Origin of the sequence: Microbacterium sp. MMO-35, from assembly GCF_037147555.1 — a bacterium.
Lineage (GTDB): Bacteria > Actinomycetota > Actinomycetes > Actinomycetales > Microbacteriaceae > Microbacterium.
In genome coordinates this window covers 21,757-38,814 of record NZ_JBBCVH010000003.1, presented here as the reverse complement: position 1 = coordinate 38,814, position 17,058 = coordinate 21,757, and the positions used below count along the sequence as shown (strand labels likewise).

Here is a 17,058-nt window from a genome sequence, read left to right as displayed (position 1 = left end):
GTTAACGCCGCGCATTCGTGCGATCCGCGGATCGGCGGTTAGGCTCGAGTATCCCTGAGCACTCGACGACGAGTGCGCAGATTGCTGTCAATTGTCCACAGGAGGACACAACGTGAAGCGCAACAAGATCGCCCTCGCGGGCATCGGGCTGCTTGCGGCGGGCGCACTCGCCCTCGCCGGCTGCTCCAGCAAGTCCGGCGGCGACGCCACCGCCTCGACGGGTGGGGACTCGAAGTCGATCATCCGTGTGAGCGGAAGCGAGCCCGAGAACCCGCTGCTCCCCGCCAACACCAACGAGGTCGGCGGCGGCAAGATCCTCGACTCGATCTTCGCCGGTCTGGCGTTCTACGACGCCAAGGGCAAGCTCGTCAACGACATGGCCGAATCGATCAAGGTCGACGACGCCAGTGACCTCACGATCAAGGTCAAGCAGGGCAACACCTTCTCCAACGGCGAGAAGGTCACCGCCGACAGCTTCATCAACGCCTGGCAGTACGGTGCGCTGTTCTCGAACAAGCAGCTCAACCAGTCCTGGTTCAGCGACATCGAGGGCTTCAGCGCCGAAGCGGACTCCCCGCTGACCGGTCTGAAGAAGGTTGACGACTACACCTTCACGATCAAGCTCTCCAACCCGGTCGCGGCGGACTTCTCGCAGCGTCTCGGCTACTCGGCGTACTACCCGATCCCCGAGGCTGGTCTGAAGGACATGGCCGCGTTCGGCGAGAACCCGATCGGCAACGGCCCGTACAAGTTCGCCAAGACGGGCGCGTGGCAGCACAAGGTCGAGCTCGACCTCGTCAAGAGCGACAGCTACAAGGGTGCGCGTCAGGCCAAGAACGGCGGCGTGACCTTCGTGTTCTACGCGACCGCCGACGCCGCGTACGCCGACCTGCAGAGCAACAAGGTCGACGTCATCGACCTGATCCCGGCCTCGGCGCAGCAGACGTTCGAGTCCGACCTGGGCGACCGTGCGGTCAACCAGCCGGCCGCGATCTTCCAGTCGTTCACCCTTCCGGGCAACCTGGCGCACTTCACGGGCGACGAGGGCAAGCTCCGCAAGGAGGCGATCTCGCTCGCCATCGACCGCGCGGCGATCACGAAGACGATCTTCAACAACACCCGCACCCCGGCCAGCGACTTCACCTCGCCGGTCATCGCGGGCTGGTCGGACTCGCTCAAGGGCGCCGACGTGCTGAAGTTCGACGCCAAGAAGGCGAAGGAGCTGTGGGCCGAGGCCGACAAGATCTCGCCGTGGTCCGGTAAGTTCCAGATCGCGTACAACTCCGACTCCTCCCACCAGGCGTGGGTCGACGCGGTCTCGAACCAGCTGAAGAACAACCTCGGCATCGACGCCTCGGGCAACCCCTACGTCGACTTCGCCTCGCTCCGCAAGGACGTGAACGCCCGCACCATCCAGACCGCGTTCCGCACCGGCTGGCAGGCGGACTACCCGGCGCAGTACAACTTCCTGCAGCCGCTCTACGGCACCAAGGCCTCGTCGAATGACAGCGACTACTCGAACCCCGAGTTCGACGCGCTGCTCGCGAAGGGCGCTTCGGCTTCCGACCAGTCCGAGGCCACGAAGGACTACTCGCAGGCGCAGGAGATCCTCCTCCAGGACCTCCCGGCGATCCCGCTGTGGTACTCCAACGTGAACGGCGGCTTCGCCAAGGGCGTGAACAACGTCCAGTTCGGTTGGAACTCGGTTCCGCTGTACTACGAGATCACCAAGGGCTGACCGGCCCGAGGGATCACACCCGCGAGGCGGTGACGACCACGTCACCGCCTCGCGCGCTGTCAAAACAGCGCAAACCCAAAGTGTCGTGCACGTCGAACACGTGACACGATTCTCTCAGCGAGGCGTCGCACCCGCACAGATCGTGCCGGGGACCCGAGGCGCCTCCTCATCTGGAGGGAGGGCGAATGTTCGGATATATCCTCAAACGCCTCTTGCAGGTCATCCCCGTGTTCCTCGGGGCCACCCTGCTCATCTACTTTCTGGTGTTCGCCATGCCCGGCGACCCGATCGCGGCGCTCTTCGGCGACAAGCAGCCGAGCCCGCAGCTGCACGCGGCTCTCACGGCCCAGTACCACCTGGACCAGCCGTTCATCGTGCAGTACTGGTACTACCTGAGCGGCATCTTCCGCGGGGACATGGGCACCACGTTCTCCGGTCAGTCCGTCAACGATGTGCTCGCGGCGACGCTGCCGGTCACGGGACGTCTGGCGGTCATGGCGATCGGGCTCGAGTTCGTGCTCGCGATCATCATCGGCACCTTCTCCGCGCTGCGCAAGGGCAAGATCTTCGACAACTCGATGCTCGTGGTCTCACTGATCTTCATCTCGCTGCCGATCTTCGTCATCGCCTTCCTCGCGCAGTACTTCCTCGCGGTGAAGCTGCAGTGGTTCAGCCCGACCGTGGGCGCCGAGAACGACTGGGGCGATCTCTGGCTGCCGGCGATCGTGCTCGGCGTCAGCCTGTACGCGACCAGCATGCGACTGATGCGCGGCTCGGTCATCGACACGCTCAACCAGGACTGGGTGCGCACCGCCTACAGCAAGGGTCTGCCGCGCCGTCGCGTCATCCCCGTGCACGTGCTGCGCAACTCGCTGATCCCGGTGATCACGAACTCCGCGACCAACTTCGGCGTGCTGCTCGTCGGCGCGACCGTCACCGAGGGCATCTTCAACGTCCCCGGCGTCGGCAACACGCTGTTCCACGCGACGCTGCAGCACGAGGGTCCGACGATCGTCTCCTTCGTGACGGTGTTCGTGATCATCTACGTGCTCGTCAACCTGCTCGTCGACCTGCTGTACGGCCTGCTCGACCCGAGGATCCGCTATGTCTGACACCAGCGCGACGCACTACGTCGCTCCCATCCCCGAGGGCACCGTCGCCGTCGACGCCATCAAGATCGCGGACAAGCCGTCCAACCTCTGGCGCGACGCCTGGTCCGACATGCGCAAGCGCCCGATGTTCTGGATCTCGCTCGCGATCGTGCTCGTGGTCCTGCTGATGGCCGTGTGGCCGACGCTGTTCACCCAGACCCCGCCGAACAGCAACTGCCAGCTGTCGAACTCGAACGGCGGCCCCGCGGCCGGGCATCCGCTCGGCTTCACGTTCCAGGGCTGCGACATCTACGCCCGTACCGTGTGGGGCGCGCGCACGTCGGTCTCGGTCGGCCTCATCGCGACGCTGATCGGATCCGTCATCGGCCTGGTCATGGGAGCCCTCGCGGGCTTCTACGGCGGCTGGCTGGACGGCGTGCTGTCCCGCATCGGCGACATCTTCTTCTCGATCCCCTACATCCTCGCGGCCGTGGTCGTGATGAGCGTGTTCGCCCAGTTCCGCAACGTGTTCACGCTCGCGCTCGCGATCGGCGGGTTCGCGTGGGCCTCCACTGCCCGCGTCGTCCGCGCCGAAGTGCTGCGAGTGCGTCAGGCCGACTTCGTGATGGCCTCGCGCGCACTCGGGAAGTCGCGGTTCGGCACGCTGATCTCGCACGTCATCCCGAACGCCATCGCGCCGCTGCTCGTCGTGACCACGCTGAGCCTCGCCGCGGCGATCGTGGCCGAGGCGACGCTGTCGTTCCTCGGCGTCGGTCTGGGACCGGACACCATGTCATGGGGAGCCGACATCAGCCAGGCACAGGCCTCGCTGCGCGTCGCGCCCATGTCGCTCATCTACCCGTCGATCGCGCTGACCGTCACCGTCCTCGCGTTCATCATGCTGGGCGAGCTCGTGCGAGACGCCCTCGACCCGAGAGCGAGGGCTCGCCGATGAGCGCATCGACCGACACTCCGCTGCTGCGGATCCGTGATCTGCGGATCGCCTTCGATTCCCAGAAGGGGACGAGGGAGGTCGTGCACGGCGTCGACTTCGACCTGTACCCGGGGGAGACCCTGGCCATCGTGGGCGAGTCGGGATCCGGCAAATCGACGACCGCCTCCGCGATCATCAACCTGCTGCCCGGCACCGGGCATGTGACCGCCGGGAGCATCACGCTCGACGGCAAGGAGCTGACCGGGCTCACCGAGGGTCAGATGGAGAAGATCCGCGGTCGCGAGATCGGCTACGTGCCCCAGGATCCGATGTCCAACCTCAACCCCGTGTGGTCGATCGGCTTCCAGGTCAAGGAGGCGATCCGTGCGAACGGGCTCGCCCAGGGCCGCAAGGAGATCGAGGCCCGCGCGATCGAGGTGCTCCAGCAGGCGGGACTCGCGGACGCGGCCAAGCGCCTGCACCAGTACCCCCACCAGTTCTCCGGCGGCATGCGCCAGCGCGCGCTCATCGGCATCGGCCTCGCGGCCGACCCGAAGCTGCTCATTGCGGACGAGCCCACCTCGGCGCTCGACGTGACCGTGCAGCGCGTGATCCTGGACCACCTCGCGGGGCTCACCAAGGAGAAGGGCACCGCGGTGCTCCTGATCACGCATGACCTGGGGCTCGCGGCCGAGCGCGCCGAGAAGATCATCGTCATGCAGAACGGCGAGATCGTCGAGGCGGGACCGAGCCGGGAGATCCTGGAGAACCCGCTACATCCGTACACGAAGAAGCTCGTGGCCGCAGCCCCGAGCATCGCTTCGCAGCGGATCCAGGCCGTGGTCGAGAAGCGCGGCATCGAGACGAGCGAGGACATCGCGGGCATCCCGCCGACCGTCAGCGTGCGCGAGCTCACCAAGGACTACAAGATCCGTCAGGGGTCGTTCCGCAGTGTGCCGTTCCGCGCCGTCGACGCCGTGTCCTTCGACATCCCGCGCGGCAAGACGCTCGCCCTCGTGGGCGAGTCGGGCTCGGGCAAGTCGACCGTCGCCAAGATGGTCCTCAAGCTCGAGGAGCCGAGCTCGGGAACGATCCAGATCGATGGCGCCGACATCTCGGGTCTTTCCGGACGCGAGACCCTGGCGCTGCGCCGGCGCATGCAGCCGGTCTTCCAGGATCCCTATGGATCCATGGACCCGCTGCGCAACATCGGCAACACGATCTCGGAGCCGCTGGACATCCACGGCGTGGGCGACCAGGCGTCGCGCCGCGCGCGGGTGCTCGAGCTGCTGGATCAGGTCTCGCTGCCGCGGGAGCTGGCGACGCGGTATCCGAACGAGCTGTCCGGCGGTCAGCGTCAGCGCGTCGCGATCGCGCGTGCGCTCGCGCTGAAGCCCGACATCGTCGTCCTCGACGAGGCGGTCTCCGCGCTCGACGTGCTGGTGCAGGACCAGATCCTGAAGCTGCTCGCCGAACTGCAGAGCGAGCTCGACCTCACCTACCTGTTCATCACGCACGACCTCGCCGTCGTGCGCGTCGCCGCCGACCTGGTGTGCGTGATGGAGAAGGGCAAGCTGGTCGAGCAGGGCACGGTGGACGAGATCTTCGCGAACCCGCAGCAGGAGTACACGGAGCGCCTGCTCCAGGCCATCCCGGGCGTCTCGATCGCCCTGGGCGGTCGCAGCGCGTGAGCTCGATGGATCAGACGCCCGTGGGCGCGCGGACCTACCGCGCGACCACGGGTGTCGCCGTTCTCGTCGTGTGCGCGGTGCTGTCCGTGTTCCTGCTCGGCGACGCGGTGGTGCGGGGCAGCTGGGGGCTCATGCTCCTGTTCGTGCCCTGGGTCCTGCTCGTCCTGTGGCTCATCTACGTGGTGAGCGTGGCATCGATGGTGCGGGTCGACGAGGAGGGCGCCTCGGTGCAGAACTTCCTGCGCCGCACCCGCTTCGGCTGGCGCAGGGTCACCGAGCTCGATCTGCGCTGGCAGCTGGACTTCACACTCGACGACGGCCGGAAGCTCGCCTGCTGGGGCGGCCCGGGCCGGATCCAGTCGCCGCGGATGAAGCGCTCGGGCGAGGTCACCGTTCCGCAGAGTCTGCAGGCGCTCACCGACGTGCGCGCCCGCTGGGAGAACGCGGTGGAGCGCCCGGTCGGCACGACGGGCGAGGGCGTGGACGCCTCCATCCGGCGCAGCTGGGACTGGCCGGCGATCGGCGCGCTGGTCGTCATCGTCGTCTGGGCCGCGATCGCGATCGCCGTCACCCGCTGACCCGGCCGTCCGGCCGGTCCGTTCGGTCCGCTCGGTCCGTCCGACGTGCGGCCGCTGCGCGCGCGCCGCTGAGCGTGTGGCCGTCCGCTCCGTCCGTCCGGCGTGCGACCGTGAGACCGAACTTCCGTGCCGAGGCCCGCGATCGCATCGTCGGTCTCGTGCGCCAAGTTCGGTCTCACGGTGCGGTGGCCGCGCACCGTCACGCGAGATCCCGCAGCGTCGCGAGCAGCGCCGCATCCCGGCGATGGGGGCGGGGCACGCCGGCGCTCATCAGGATGCCGGTGAGGATGGCGAAGTCCCGGACCTCGCTCCAGCCCCAGTGCAGGAGGCCCGAGGCCTGGCGGCGCAGACGGGAGTCCCGCTGCTTCTCCCGCATGATCGCGCTCATCGGATCCTGAAGTGTCCCGTCGTACTTGATCCGGCCATCGGCCTCGCCGATGATCCTCCTGCTCCGCCAGAAGAAGTCCGCGCGATCGACGCATCCCTCCACGCGGAACTCGACCTGGAGCTCGGGAAGCTCGAACCCCGCTGCCTCCATGACTCCGAGGCTCAGCGACTCCAGCGGACTCTCGGGCACGCCGGTCGCGCGTTCGAGCGCCCATCGCGCATTCCTGCGACCGCGTGAGGTCTCACGGCTCTCGTTGATCGCTCGCAGCTCGTCCGGCCTCGGATCCCTGGCGCGACGAAGCAGCGCGTCGACGTACGCGAGGCCCTCGATCGGCGGGACGGAGCGCGCGACATCCACGGCCGTATCCGGGATCCCGGTGAGCAGTGTTCCGCCGACCTCCTCGATCACGCGGTCGTGGCCGCCGGTGTGGATACGGATCCTGCCGGCGAGCCGACTGGATCCGAGGGGTTCGAGCACGTGGACCGGCTCATCGGCCCGGCCGAGATAGACGCCGCGCAGGGCGGCCGCGGAGACGCCGCAGAACACGGCGTCCGGCTTCTTCAGCGCCACGGCATGGACGTGCGCGAGGTAGCGAGCCCACGGCGGCAGCGTCTGCCAGCGTTTCGACTCGGCGTAGACACCGGGCATGATCCGGATGATCTCGCCGCGATGCCAGGCCCGGTTCAGGCGACTCGCGTTCAGCGGGCTGCGCTCTCGCAGCAGTTCGATCGGGACGGGGGCGATCCCGTCGACAGCGATGGATTCGGAGGTGCCGTTCATCCCCTGATCATCACCACGCTCCGGACGACCCCGGGGCCCATCGCCGAAACGGTGAGGAACCGGCCGCACCTCCCGCCTGTGGAGGACGACAGCCGTCGTCAGCGAGACCGAACTCCCGTCCCGAAACCGACGTTGGCATCGCGGGTCTCGGGACGCAGGTTCGGTCTCGCGGCCAGGGGGCGAGACGCGGCCAGGGGGCGGGACGGGGCGGGGCGACGGGACGGGCGGGACGGGGCGACGGGACGGGCGGGACGGGGTGAGGCGGGGGTCAGTGGCCGCTGATACCGAACAGGGACGGCCACAGGGCCGCGACCACGGGGTAGCCGACGAACGCGGCGGCGTCGATGAGGAAGTGCGCCACGAGGAACGGCAGCAGGCGGCCGCTGCGCAGGAAGAGGGCGCCGAACAGGAGGCCCATCGCGAGGTTGCCGACGAAACCCGGCAGGCCCTGGTACAGGTGGTAGCTCGCGCGGAGGACGGACGTGCCGAGCACGATGGTCCAGGGGCTCCAGCCGAGCTGGCGCAGGCGGGCGAACAGGTACCCGAGGACGACGAACTCCTCCTGCAGCGCCGCGCGGGCCGCCGACAGCAGCAGCACGGGGATCGTCCACCAGTAGGCGCTCGCGGATCCCGCATCCACCGCGAGCGACAGTCCCAGCGCGCGTCCCGCGACGTACAGCGCGAGGCCGGGGACGCCGATCGCGAGCACGAGGCCAGCGCCCCAGGCCGTATCGCGTCCGATGCGGCGGCCGTCGAGGCCGAGTGCGCCCAGATGCGGCCGCGTCGGGCGCCACAGCAGGAAGCACACCAGCAGCACGGGCGCCACGGCGAAGGCGAGACCGAGCAGCTGGTAGAGGAGGTCGAAGACCTCCCGGCTGGACAGTGCGGGGTTCAGGGACGTGCTCTGCTGCGCGATCGGCGTGGAGCGGGTCGCGCTGTCGATGAGCTGCACGATCGCGTACACGGCGGACTGGCCCAGCCCGAGCGCGAGCACGATCGCGATCTCCCAGCCGATCCGGATCCGGGACGGGGCATCCGGCGGGGACAGGGGGACCGCGATCTTCATGTGATGAGCGTACGGGGCCGTCTGATGAGCGTAAGGCTCCGTCCAGGTGCCGTGTTGTATCCTGAAGAGTCCGGAATCCCGGGCGAAACCCCATCTGCATTGGATTCCTTCATGGCGCACGCCCTCCGTTCCGATCTCCGCAACGTCGCCATCGTCGCGCACGTCGACCACGGCAAGACCACGCTGGTAGACGCCATGCTCCGCCAGACCGGATCCTTCGGCGAGCACGCGCACGTCGAAGAGCGCGCGATGGACTCCAACGACCTGGAGCGTGAGAAGGGCATCACGATCCTCGCCAAGAACACGGCGATCACCTACAACGGCGCGCACACCGACACCCCGATCACGATCAACGTGATCGACACCCCGGGTCACGCCGACTTCGGCGGCGAGGTCGAGCGCGGCCTGTCCATGGTCGACGGCGTGGTGCTGCTCGTCGACGCGTCCGAGGGCCCGCTGCCGCAGACCCGCTTCGTGCTGCGCAAGGCGCTCGAGGCCAAGCTCCCGGTCATCCTGCTCGTGAACAAGACCGACCGTCCCGACGCGCGCATCGCCGAGGTCGAGGAGGAGGCGCACGACCTGCTGCTGGGCCTCGCGTCCGACCTCGTCGACGACGTCCCCGACCTCGACGTCGACGCCCTGCTCGACGTCCCCGTGGTTTACGCCTCGGGCCGCGCCGGCGCGGCCTCGCGCACGCGTCCCGAGAACGGCTCGCTCCCCGACAACGACGACCTCGAGCCGCTGTTCGAGGCGATCCTCGAGCACGTGCCGGCTCCCGCCTACGACGACGAGGCGCCGCTGCAGGCCTGGGTCACGAACCTCGACTCCTCGCCCTTCCTCGGCCGCCTCGCGCTGCTGCGCGTCTTCAACGGCACGCTGAAGAAGGGGCAGACCGTCGCCTGGGTGCGCGGTGACGGCTCGACGAGCAACGCCCGCATCACGGAGCTGCTGAAGACCCGCGCCCTCGAGCGCTACCCCGCGGAGGAGGCCGGCCCCGGCGACATCGTCGCGATCGCCGGCATCGCCGACATCACGATCGGCGAGACGATCGCGGATCCCGAGGACGTGCGTCCGCTCCCGGCCATCACGGTCGACGATCCCGCGATCTCGATGACGATCGGCACCAACACCTCGCCCCTCATGGGCAAGGTCAAGGGCCACAAGCTCACGGCGCGCATGGTGAAGGACCGTCTGGACCGCGAGCTCATCGGAAACGTCTCGCTCAAGGTCGAGGACATCGGGCGTCCGGACGCGTGGGAGGTGCAGGGCCGCGGCGAGCTCGCGCTCGCGATCCTCGTCGAGAACATGCGTCGCGAGGGCTTCGAGCTCACCGTCGGCAAGCCGCAGGTGGTCACGAAGAAGATCGACGGCAAGACCTACGAGCCGTTCGAGCACCTCACGATCGACACGCCGGAGGAGCACCTCGGCGCGATCACCCAGCTCCTCGCGAACCGCAAGGGGCGCATGGACAACATGACCAACCACGGCACCGGCTGGGTGCGCATGGAGTTCATCGTCCCGTCGCGCGGGCTCATCGGCTTCCGCAGCGAGTTCCTCACCACGACCCGCGGCACCGGCATCGCGAACGCGATCTCGCACGGCTACGAGCCGTGGGCCGGTCAGATCACGACGCGCCAGAACGGCTCGATCGTGGCCGACCGCTCCGGCGTGGTCACCCCCTTCGCGATGATCGCCCTGCAGGAGCGCATGTCGTTCTTCGTGCAGCCCACCGAAGAGGTCTACGAGGGCATGGTCATCGGCGAGAACTCGCGCGCCGACGACATGGACGTGAACATCACCAAGGAGAAGAAGCTCACCAACATGCGCTCCTCCACGGCCGACAACTTCGAGTCGATGACGCCGCCGCGCCTGCTGACCCTCGAGGAGAGCCTCGAGTTCGCCCGTGACGACGAATGCGTCGAGGTCACCCCCGAGAAGGTCCGCATCCGCAAGGTGATCCTGGACGCGACCGTCCGCGGCCGCGAGGCCTCGCGTCAGAAGCGCCAGGACTCGGGCGCCTGATCCGCGCAAAGGCCCGTCTGCTCCGGCAGGCGGGCCTTTCTCGTGCGCGGCGCCGGTCAGCGCAGCTCGGAGACGAGCACGGCGGAGGTGCCGGGCTCGAGCGCCTCGAAGACGTGCCCGGCGTCGCCCGGGTAGGACAGATAGTCGCCGGGGCGCAGTTCGACGGCCCCGTCCGCCGGGCCGACCAGCGCGCGCCCGCTGATCAGCACCACGTGCTCGGTGGTGCCGACGTGGTGCGGCTGGGAGCGGCGCGGCTCGCCGGGCTCCGCCTGGATGATGTACAGGTCGCGTCGGGCACCCGGGGGACAGGCCGCGATCAGCGTCGCCAGATACGGTGCCGCTGCCGAGGGCACGCCGGCGTGCTCGCCGGCGCGGATCAGGGTCGGGGCGCTGACGCGCTCCTCGACGAATGCGGCGAAGGGGAGGCCCAGCGCGTCGGCGATCGCCCACAGCGTCTCGACGCTCGGGCCGGTGGATCCGCTCTCCAGCTGCGACACCGTGGCCTTGGAGACGCCGGCGCGTCGTGCGAGCTCGGACACGGAGATCCCGGCCGTCTCGCGTTCGCGACGGAGGGATCGGGAGATGCGCTCGCGGAGATCATCCATGCGGCCAGTATTCCAAACGATCGTTCGCCTTGACAAACATTGCACCGATGTTCAGAATGATCGTCATGCGTTCAGAGGAGCGAACGGTCGACCGTGACGGCGACGAGATCGCCGCAGAGGTCCGCGGCGCGCGCCGCGAGGCGCTCGGCGTCGCCCTCGCCACGAGCGCCTACGGCGTGTCTTTCGGGGCGCTGGCCGTCGCCAGCGGCTTCGACGTGTGGCAGACCTGCGTGCTCAGCCTGCTCATGTTCACCGGCGGGTCGCAGTTCGCCTTCGTCGGCGTGATCGGCGCCGGCGGGATCGCGGCGGCGCCCGCGGCGATCGCCTCGGCGCTGCTGCTGGGCGTGCGCAACGTCGCCTACGGCATGCGGATGTCCCCGGTGATCGGCCGTGGGGCGCTCAAGCGCGCCGCCGCCGCCCCCTTCACCATCGACGAGTCCACCGCGGTCTCGCTCGCGCAGACCTCGCCGCGGGCCCGCACCCTCGGCTTCTGGATCACCGGGCTCGGCATCTACGCCGGCTGGAATCTGACGACGCTGCTCGGCGCGCTGCTCGGCGACGTCCTCGGGGATCCCAAGACCTATGGCCTGGACGCGGCGGCGGCCGCGGCGTTCCTCGCCCTGCTCTGGCCCCGGCTGCGCCGACGCCAGGCGATCGCGGTGGGGATCGCCGCCGCGACCGTGGCGACCGCGCTCACGCCCGTGCTGATCCCCGGGCTGCCGGTGCTCGTCGCCGCGCTCGTGGCCGTCGTCGTCGGGTGGTTCAACTGGCTGGGGCGCGAGGGAGCCGAACCGGCGGGGGGAGCGGCATGACGCTGTGGAACGCGGTGCTGCTCGCGGCGATCGGGTGTCTGGCGCTCAAGGCGGCCGGATACCTCGTGCCGGCCTCGGTGCTGGAGGCGCCGCGGCCGGCGCGCATCACGGATCTGCTCACCGTCGCCCTGCTGGCGGCCCTCGTCGCCGTGCAGGCGCTCGCCTCGGGGCAGCACATCGTCGTGGACGCACGGGTCCCTGCGGTGCTCGTGGCCGCCGGGCTGCTGTGGCTTCGGCAGTCGTTCCTCGTCGTCGTGATCGCCGCGGCCGTGGTGGCCGCCCTTCTGCGCCTGGTGGGCTGGGCGGCCTGAGGGCGGTGGACAGGGTGGCCGCGTAAGCTCGAGGCGTGCGCGGATCCTGGCTCAATCGAGTGCTCTCCTGGGTGGCCCTGCTGATCGTGGGCGTGGTCTTCGGGCTCGCCGCGACCGTCACCCACGCCTCCTCGCTCTGGGGCTTCGGCTGGGCGGGCATCGTGCTCGGCGTGATCGCGTGCGGCGGGATGCTCCTGGCCGTGCGCCTGCTGCTGCGCGACCGCTGGGCGGCGCTCCTCACCGGCCTGGGCATGCTCGCGGGGATGATCGTGATCTCCGGACGCGGCCCGGGCGGCTCGGTGATCGTGCCGAACGACCTGCTGGGCGTCGTGTGGACCTGGACGGTCGCCGGGATGGTGCTGCTCGTCGCGGCCTGGCCCGACTTCTCGCGCATCCGCCGGATCCAGCAGGAGCAGGCCGCCCTTCGACAGGCTCAGGGGCCGGCGGACAGGCAGGGGCCGGAGGAGAGGCAGGATCCTCGGGGTCAGGGAGAGGCTCCCGCCGACGGGTCGTAGACTGGGGCGGTGACCTATGTGATCGCTCTTCCCTGTGTCGACGTCAAGGACCGCGCGTGCGTCGACGAGTGCCCCGTGGACTGCATCTACGAGGGTGAGCGCTCTTTGTACATCCACCCCGACGAGTGCGTGGACTGCGGCGCCTGCGAGCCGGTCTGCCCCGTGGAGGCGATCTACTACGAGGACGACCTGCCCGAGGAGTGGGCCGACTACTACAAGGCGAACGTCGAGTTCTTCGACGAGATCGGGTCCCCGGGCGGCGCCGCCAAGGTCGGCGTGATCCATCACGACCACGCGGTCATCGCCGCTCTCCCGCCTCAGGGCGAGTGACGTCATGAGCGTCCGCGACCTCGCCGACTACCCCTGGGACGCGGTCGCCCCGTTCCGTGAGCGCGCGGCCGCGCATCCGGACGGGATCGTCGACCTCGCCATCGGATCCCCGGTGGATCCGACGCCCGAGATCATCCGCCGGGCGCTCTCCGAGGCCACCGACGCGCACTCCTACCCGCAGACCGTGGGCACCCCGGCGCTGCGGGAGGCGATCGTGGACTGGTACGCCCGACGCCGGGGCGTCCCCGACCTGCGCGTGGACAACGTGATGCCCACGATCGGCTCGAAGGAGCTGGTGGCCCTGCTCCCGACCCTGCTCGGCCTGGGCGAGGGGGACATCGTGGTGCAGCCGCGGGTCGCCTATCCGACCTACGCCGTCGGCGCCCAGGTCGTCGGCGCGACCGTCGTCAGCGAGGACGACCCGGCGCTCTGGCCCGAGGGCGCGCGGCTCATCTGGATCAATACCCCGGGGAACCCCGACGGCCGTACCTGGACCGTCGAGGAGCTGACCGAGGCCGTGCGTCGCGCGCGGCAGCTGGGCGCCGTCCTCGCGAGCGACGAGTGCTACGCAGAGCTCGGCTGGGACGGGCCGTGGGCCACGGAACGCGTGCCGAGCGTGCTGGACCCTCGTGTCACCGGCGGTACCCGATCGGGGCTGCTCAGCGTCTACTCGCTGAGCAAGCAGTCGAACCTGGCCGGCTACCGGGCGGCGTTCGTGGCGGGGTGCGCTCGCATCGTCGGCGACATCCTCACGGCCCGCAAGCACCTCGGCCTGATGCCGCCGGCCCCCGTGCAGCACGCGATGGAGGTCGCCCTGCGCGACGACGAGCATGTGGCCGCGCAGAAGGAGCTGTACCGCCGGCGCCGGGATGCGCTGCGGCCGGCGCTCGTCGAGGCGGGCTTCCGGATCGACGGCTCCGAGGCCGGTCTCTATCTGTGGGCGACCGAGGGGCGCGACGCCTGGGAGTCGATGGGGCGCCTGGCGGACCTCGGGATCCTGGCCGGTCCGGGGCCGTTCTACGGCGACCACTCCGCCGACCACGTGCGGCTGTCCCTCACGGCGCCGCTCGAGCGCATCGAGGCGGCCGCGCAGCGGCTTCGGGGGAGTGTTTCGTAGGTCTCCACAGTCGTTCGCGCTTCAGTCTTGGCTGTTTTCACAGTAGGACCGCACGGGGGATAGGCTGTAGAGGCGTCGCGATCCGGGCCCATCGGCACCGATCGCACATCCCCCAATCGACAGACGCATGAGGAGGACTGCGTGAGCGCAGCGGGCGAGCGGCCGACCAAGGCGACGCTGACGGTAGGCGAGACGACCGCGGAGTTCCCGGTCCTGCACGGCACCGACGGACACAGCAGCATCGACTTCTCCACCCTCACCCGGCAGACCGGGCACACGGGGCTGGACTACGGGTTCGTGAACACGGCGTCGACCAAGTCGGCGATCACGTTCATCGACGGCGACCAGGGCATCCTGCGCTATCGCGGCTACCCGATCGAGCAGATCGCGAACTCCTGCTCCTATCTCGAGGTCGCGTGGCTGCTCATCTACGGAGAGCTGCCCACGCCCGCCGAGCTCGCCGACTTCGACGAGAAGATCCGCCGGCACACCCTGCTGCACGAAGACCTGAAGCACTTCTTCCAGGCCCTTCCCGACAATGCGCACCCGATGGCGGTGCTGTCCTCCGCGGTCGCCGCGCTGTCGACGTACTACGAGAACGAGTCGGATCCGCACAACCCGGAGCACGTGGAGCTGAACACGATCCGCATGCTCGCCAAGCTCCCGGTGATCGCGGCCTACGCGCACAAGAAGAGCATCGGTCAGGCGTTCCTCTACCCCGACAACTCGCTGAGCTTCGTGGACAACTTCCTCAAGCTCAACTTCGGCGTGCACAGCGAGCCGTACGAGATCAACCCGGTCATGTCGAAGGCCCTCGAACTGCTGCTGATCCTGCACGAGGACCACGAGCAGAACGCCTCGACCTCCACGGTGCGCCTGGTCGGCTCGACCGGGGCGAACCAGTTCGCGTCGATCTCCGCCGGCATCCAGGCGCTCTCGGGCCCGCTGCACGGCGGTGCGAACGAGGCCGTGCTGACGATGCTCGCGCAGATCCGCGACTCCGGTCAGAGCATGCAGCGCTTCGTGGAGCGGGTGAAGAACAAGGAAGACGGCGTGAAGCTCATGGGCTTCGGGCACCGCGTCTACAAGAACTACGACCCGCGGGCGAAGCTCGTCAAGGCCGCTGCGGACCAGGTGCTCGCCGAGCTCGGCGTGACGGATCCGCTGCTGGACCTCGCGAAGGAGCTCGAGGAGATCGCGCTCGCGGACGACTACTTCCAGGAGCGCCGTCTCTACCCGAACGTCGACTTCTACACCGGCGTGATCTACAAGGCGATGGGCTTCCCGACGCGGATGTTCACGGTGCTGTTCGCGATCGGCCGTCTGCCCGGCTGGCTGGCGCAGTGGCGCGAGCTGAACCTCGACCCGCAGACGAAGATCGGCCGTCCGCAGCAGCTCTACACGGGCTCCCCGGAGCGCGACTTCCGCCGCGGCTGAGCCGACGGCGCGACGATGCAGTGAGGGCGGGGATCCGATCGGATCCCCGCCCTCACTGCATCGCGCTGCGGCTCAGCGGGCGCTCGGCGTGCCCTGCGGACGCGACGAACGACGACGGCGGCGGCGGGCGGGCGCGGCGGCGACATCACCGGATGCCGCGGCACGGCGCTGACCCTGGGGCTGCGCCTGGCCCTGCCCCTGACGGGGCTGGCCCTGCCGCTGACGGGTCGCGCCGCCGGCGGCGGCCGGCTTCTTCTTGGCGGGCTGCTGCGCGACCGGCTTCGGCGCGGGCTTCACGTAGGGCGCGGTCTCGCCGACCAGGCCGGACACCGCGGGGGACGCCGCGGAGACCTGCTCGATCGCCGCGGTGATCTTGGCCTTGCGGAGCAGGTCCTTCACGTCGCGCCGCTGCTCGGGCAGGAGGACGGTCGCGACGGTGCCTGCGGCGCCCGCGCGCGCGGTGCGCCCGGAGCGGTGCAGGTACGCCTTGTGCTCCGCAGGCGGATCCACGTGCACGACCAGGTCGACGTCGTCGACGTGCACCCCGCGCGCGGCGACGTCGGTGGCGACGAGCACGCGCACGCCGCCCTCGGCCGGGTCGGCGGAGAAGGCCGCGAGGTTGCGCTCACGGGCGTTCTGGCCGAGGTTGCCGTGCAGGTCGACGGCGGGGATCCCGGCCGTCGTCAGGACCTTGGCGAGCTTCTTCGCCTGGTGCTTGGTGCGCGTGAACAGGATGCGCCGGCCGGTGCCCGAGGCGAGGGTCTGGACGAGGGTCTTCTTGGCTTCGGCGTCGGCGACTTCGAGCACGCGGTGGGTCATCTCGCCCACCGGGACGCTGGACTCGTCGACCTCGTGGCTGACCGCGTTCGAGAGGAAGCGGCGCGCGAGCACGTCGATGCCGTTGTCCAGGGTCGCGCTGAACAGCAGGCGCTGGCCGCCCTGCGGGGTCGCCGCGAGGATCCGCGTGACCCCGGGCAGGAAGCCCAGGTCGGCCATGTGGTCGGCCTCGTCGAGCACGGTGACGCGCACCTCGTCGAGGCGCACGACGCCCTGCTTCATGAGGTCTTCCAGGCGGCCGGGGCAGGCGACGACGATGTCGACGCCGCGACGCAGCGCCTCCTCCTGGGGGCGCTGGCTGACGCCGCCGAACACGGTCGTGACGCGCAGCCCCGCCGCCTTCGCGAGCGGGGTGATGGTCGCCGCGATCTGGGTGGCCAGCTCGCGCGTCGGCGCGAGAACGAGGCCGCGCGGGTGCTGCGGGCGGGAGGTCGCGCCGGTGAGCCGGGCGACGAGGGGGATCGAGAACGCGAGGGTCTTGCCGCTGCCGGTGCGGCCACGACCGAGCAGGTCGCGGCCGGCGAGCGAGTCGGGCAGGGTGCCCTGCTGGATGGGGAAGGCTTCGGTCTTGCCATCGGCGGCGAGCACCGCGGCGAGCGGCGCGGGCACGCCGAGATCGAGGAAGGAAGGCATGGATATCTCCTGGGCCGGATTCGCCGGCCGCATAAGGGCGTCGTTGTCGACGCGAGAGGTCGCCGCTCGAGAACCGGATCGCGAGGGGGAGCGGGGCTCCACTTCCAGGGATGATGAATCCAGGGATCCGGGATGGCGACGAGATGCCGGAAGATCCGACATCGGGTCCATCC

At 69.6% G+C, this 17,058-nt stretch carries 16 protein-coding genes; 12 read left to right on the top strand and 4 right to left on the bottom strand.

All coding sequences use genetic code 11. The features are described 5' to 3' along the window. Positions 1-112 precede the first annotated feature (112 nt). The 5 genes from WFJ01_RS07000 (at position 113) to WFJ01_RS06980 (ending at position 6,032) form a co-directional block, all read left to right on the top strand. Positions 113-1,738, top strand: coding sequence for a peptide ABC transporter substrate-binding protein (locus WFJ01_RS07000; protein ID WP_336628633.1), 1,626 nt, complete (start codon positions 113-115; stop codon positions 1,736-1,738). 185 nt (positions 1,739-1,923) lie between these two features. After that, complete coding sequence (locus WFJ01_RS06995; protein WP_292884629.1) at positions 1,924-2,850, top strand: ABC transporter permease; 927 nt, start codon at positions 1,924-1,926, stop codon at positions 2,848-2,850. Next, a complete protein-coding gene (locus WFJ01_RS06990) occupies positions 2,843-3,784 on the top strand; it encodes an ABC transporter permease (protein WP_292884632.1) in 942 nt (313 codons plus the stop codon). Before WFJ01_RS06995 ends, WFJ01_RS06990 begins: the two co-directional genes overlap by 8 nt. Beyond that, positions 3,781-5,454 (top strand): dipeptide ABC transporter ATP-binding protein, encoded by a 1,674-nt coding sequence (locus tag WFJ01_RS06985; RefSeq protein ID WP_292884635.1) that lies wholly within the window; start codon positions 3,781-3,783, stop codon positions 5,452-5,454. Before WFJ01_RS06990 ends, WFJ01_RS06985 begins: the two co-directional genes overlap by 4 nt. Positions 5,455-5,474: 20 nt before the next feature. Next, the gene (locus tag WFJ01_RS06980) at positions 5,475-6,032 is read left to right on the top strand and encodes a PH domain-containing protein (protein ID WP_295034474.1); all 558 of its coding nucleotides are present in this window, start codon (positions 5,475-5,477) and stop codon (positions 6,030-6,032) included. A gap of 199 nt (positions 6,033-6,231) precedes the next feature. On the opposite strand, the gene WFJ01_RS06975 is transcribed toward WFJ01_RS06980, so the two are convergent. Further along, positions 6,232-7,200, bottom strand: a complete 969-nt coding sequence (locus tag WFJ01_RS06975) for a hypothetical protein (RefSeq protein ID WP_336628632.1) — start codon at positions 7,198-7,200, stop codon at positions 6,232-6,234. 268 nt (positions 7,201-7,468) lie between these two features. Beyond that, a complete protein-coding gene (locus tag WFJ01_RS06970; protein ID WP_336628631.1) occupies positions 7,469-8,266 on the bottom strand; it encodes a CPBP family intramembrane glutamic endopeptidase in 798 nt (265 codons plus the stop codon). Between the two features lie 111 nt (positions 8,267-8,377). Between WFJ01_RS06970 and typA the strand changes: the two genes are divergently transcribed. Continuing rightward, on the top strand, positions 8,378-10,288 hold the full coding sequence (gene typA, locus WFJ01_RS06965; protein ID WP_292884647.1) for a translational GTPase TypA: 1,911 nt from the start codon (positions 8,378-8,380) through the stop codon (positions 10,286-10,288). Between the two features lie 56 nt (positions 10,289-10,344). On the opposite strand, the gene WFJ01_RS06960 is transcribed toward typA, so the two are convergent. Next, positions 10,345-10,893 (bottom strand): helix-turn-helix domain-containing protein, encoded by a 549-nt coding sequence (locus WFJ01_RS06960; protein WP_292884650.1) that lies wholly within the window; start codon positions 10,891-10,893, stop codon positions 10,345-10,347. Between the two features lie 65 nt (positions 10,894-10,958). Here WFJ01_RS06960 and WFJ01_RS06955 point away from each other — a divergent pair, with 65 nt between their 5' ends. The 6 genes from WFJ01_RS06955 (at position 10,959) to WFJ01_RS06930 (ending at position 15,415) form a co-directional block, all read left to right on the top strand. Continuing rightward, positions 10,959-11,705 carry an AzlC family ABC transporter permease gene (locus tag WFJ01_RS06955; RefSeq protein ID WP_336628630.1) on the top strand — a complete coding sequence of 249 codons (747 nt, stop codon included), beginning with the start codon at positions 10,959-10,961 and terminating at the stop codon, positions 11,703-11,705. After that, the gene (locus WFJ01_RS06950; protein ID WP_251446990.1) at positions 11,702-12,016 is read left to right on the top strand and encodes an AzlD domain-containing protein; all 315 of its coding nucleotides are present in this window, start codon (positions 11,702-11,704) and stop codon (positions 12,014-12,016) included. Before WFJ01_RS06955 ends, WFJ01_RS06950 begins: the two co-directional genes overlap by 4 nt. A gap of 35 nt (positions 12,017-12,051) precedes the next feature. After that, entirely contained in the window at positions 12,052-12,531 is a 480-nt protein-coding gene (locus WFJ01_RS06945; protein ID WP_336628629.1) for a histidinol dehydrogenase, read from the top strand. A gap of 9 nt (positions 12,532-12,540) precedes the next feature. Next, positions 12,541-12,861: a ferredoxin gene (gene fdxA / locus WFJ01_RS06940; RefSeq protein ID WP_251446996.1), complete on the top strand. Its 321-nt coding sequence runs from the start codon at positions 12,541-12,543 to the stop codon at positions 12,859-12,861. A 4-nt stretch (positions 12,862-12,865) separates the two neighbouring features. After that, positions 12,866-13,978, top strand: a complete 1,113-nt coding sequence (dapC, locus tag WFJ01_RS06935) for a succinyldiaminopimelate transaminase (RefSeq protein WP_336628628.1) — start codon at positions 12,866-12,868, stop codon at positions 13,976-13,978. A 141-nt stretch (positions 13,979-14,119) separates the two neighbouring features. Next, positions 14,120-15,415 (top strand): citrate synthase, encoded by a 1,296-nt coding sequence (locus WFJ01_RS06930; protein WP_292884667.1) that lies wholly within the window; start codon positions 14,120-14,122, stop codon positions 15,413-15,415. 72 nt (positions 15,416-15,487) lie between these two features. Here the strand turns inward: WFJ01_RS06930 and WFJ01_RS06925 are convergent, their stop codons facing one another. Further along, a complete protein-coding gene (locus tag WFJ01_RS06925) occupies positions 15,488-16,885 on the bottom strand; it encodes a DEAD/DEAH box helicase (protein ID WP_336628627.1) in 1,398 nt (465 codons plus the stop codon). Positions 16,886-17,058: the final 173 nt, after the last annotated feature.

Excerpts from the sequence above, each read along its gene's own strand:
- WFJ01_RS06950 (WP_251446990.1), top strand. The coding sequence starts at position 11,702 with ATGACGCTGTGGAACGCGGTGCTGCTCGCGGCGATCGGGTGTCTGGCG.
- WFJ01_RS06960 (WP_292884650.1), bottom strand. The coding sequence starts at position 10,893 with ATGGATGATCTCCGCGAGCGCATCTCCCGATCCCTCCGTCGCGAACGC.
- WFJ01_RS06955 (WP_336628630.1), top strand. The coding sequence starts at position 10,959 with ATGCGTTCAGAGGAGCGAACGGTCGACCGTGACGGCGACGAGATCGCC.
- WFJ01_RS06990 (WP_292884632.1), top strand. The coding sequence starts at position 2,843 with ATGTCTGACACCAGCGCGACGCACTACGTCGCTCCCATCCCCGAGGGC.
- WFJ01_RS06975 (WP_336628632.1), bottom strand. The coding sequence starts at position 7,200 with ATGAACGGCACCTCCGAATCCATCGCTGTCGACGGGATCGCCCCCGTC.
- typA (WP_292884647.1), top strand. The coding sequence starts at position 8,378 with ATGGCGCACGCCCTCCGTTCCGATCTCCGCAACGTCGCCATCGTCGCG.
- WFJ01_RS06985 (WP_292884635.1), top strand. The coding sequence starts at position 3,781 with ATGAGCGCATCGACCGACACTCCGCTGCTGCGGATCCGTGATCTGCGG.
- WFJ01_RS06970 (WP_336628631.1), bottom strand. The coding sequence starts at position 8,266 with ATGAAGATCGCGGTCCCCCTGTCCCCGCCGGATGCCCCGTCCCGGATC.
- WFJ01_RS06995 (WP_292884629.1), top strand. The coding sequence starts at position 1,924 with ATGTTCGGATATATCCTCAAACGCCTCTTGCAGGTCATCCCCGTGTTC.
- WFJ01_RS06925 (WP_336628627.1), bottom strand. The coding sequence starts at position 16,885 with ATGCCTTCCTTCCTCGATCTCGGCGTGCCCGCGCCGCTCGCCGCGGTG.
- dapC (WP_336628628.1), top strand. The coding sequence starts at position 12,866 with ATGAGCGTCCGCGACCTCGCCGACTACCCCTGGGACGCGGTCGCCCCG.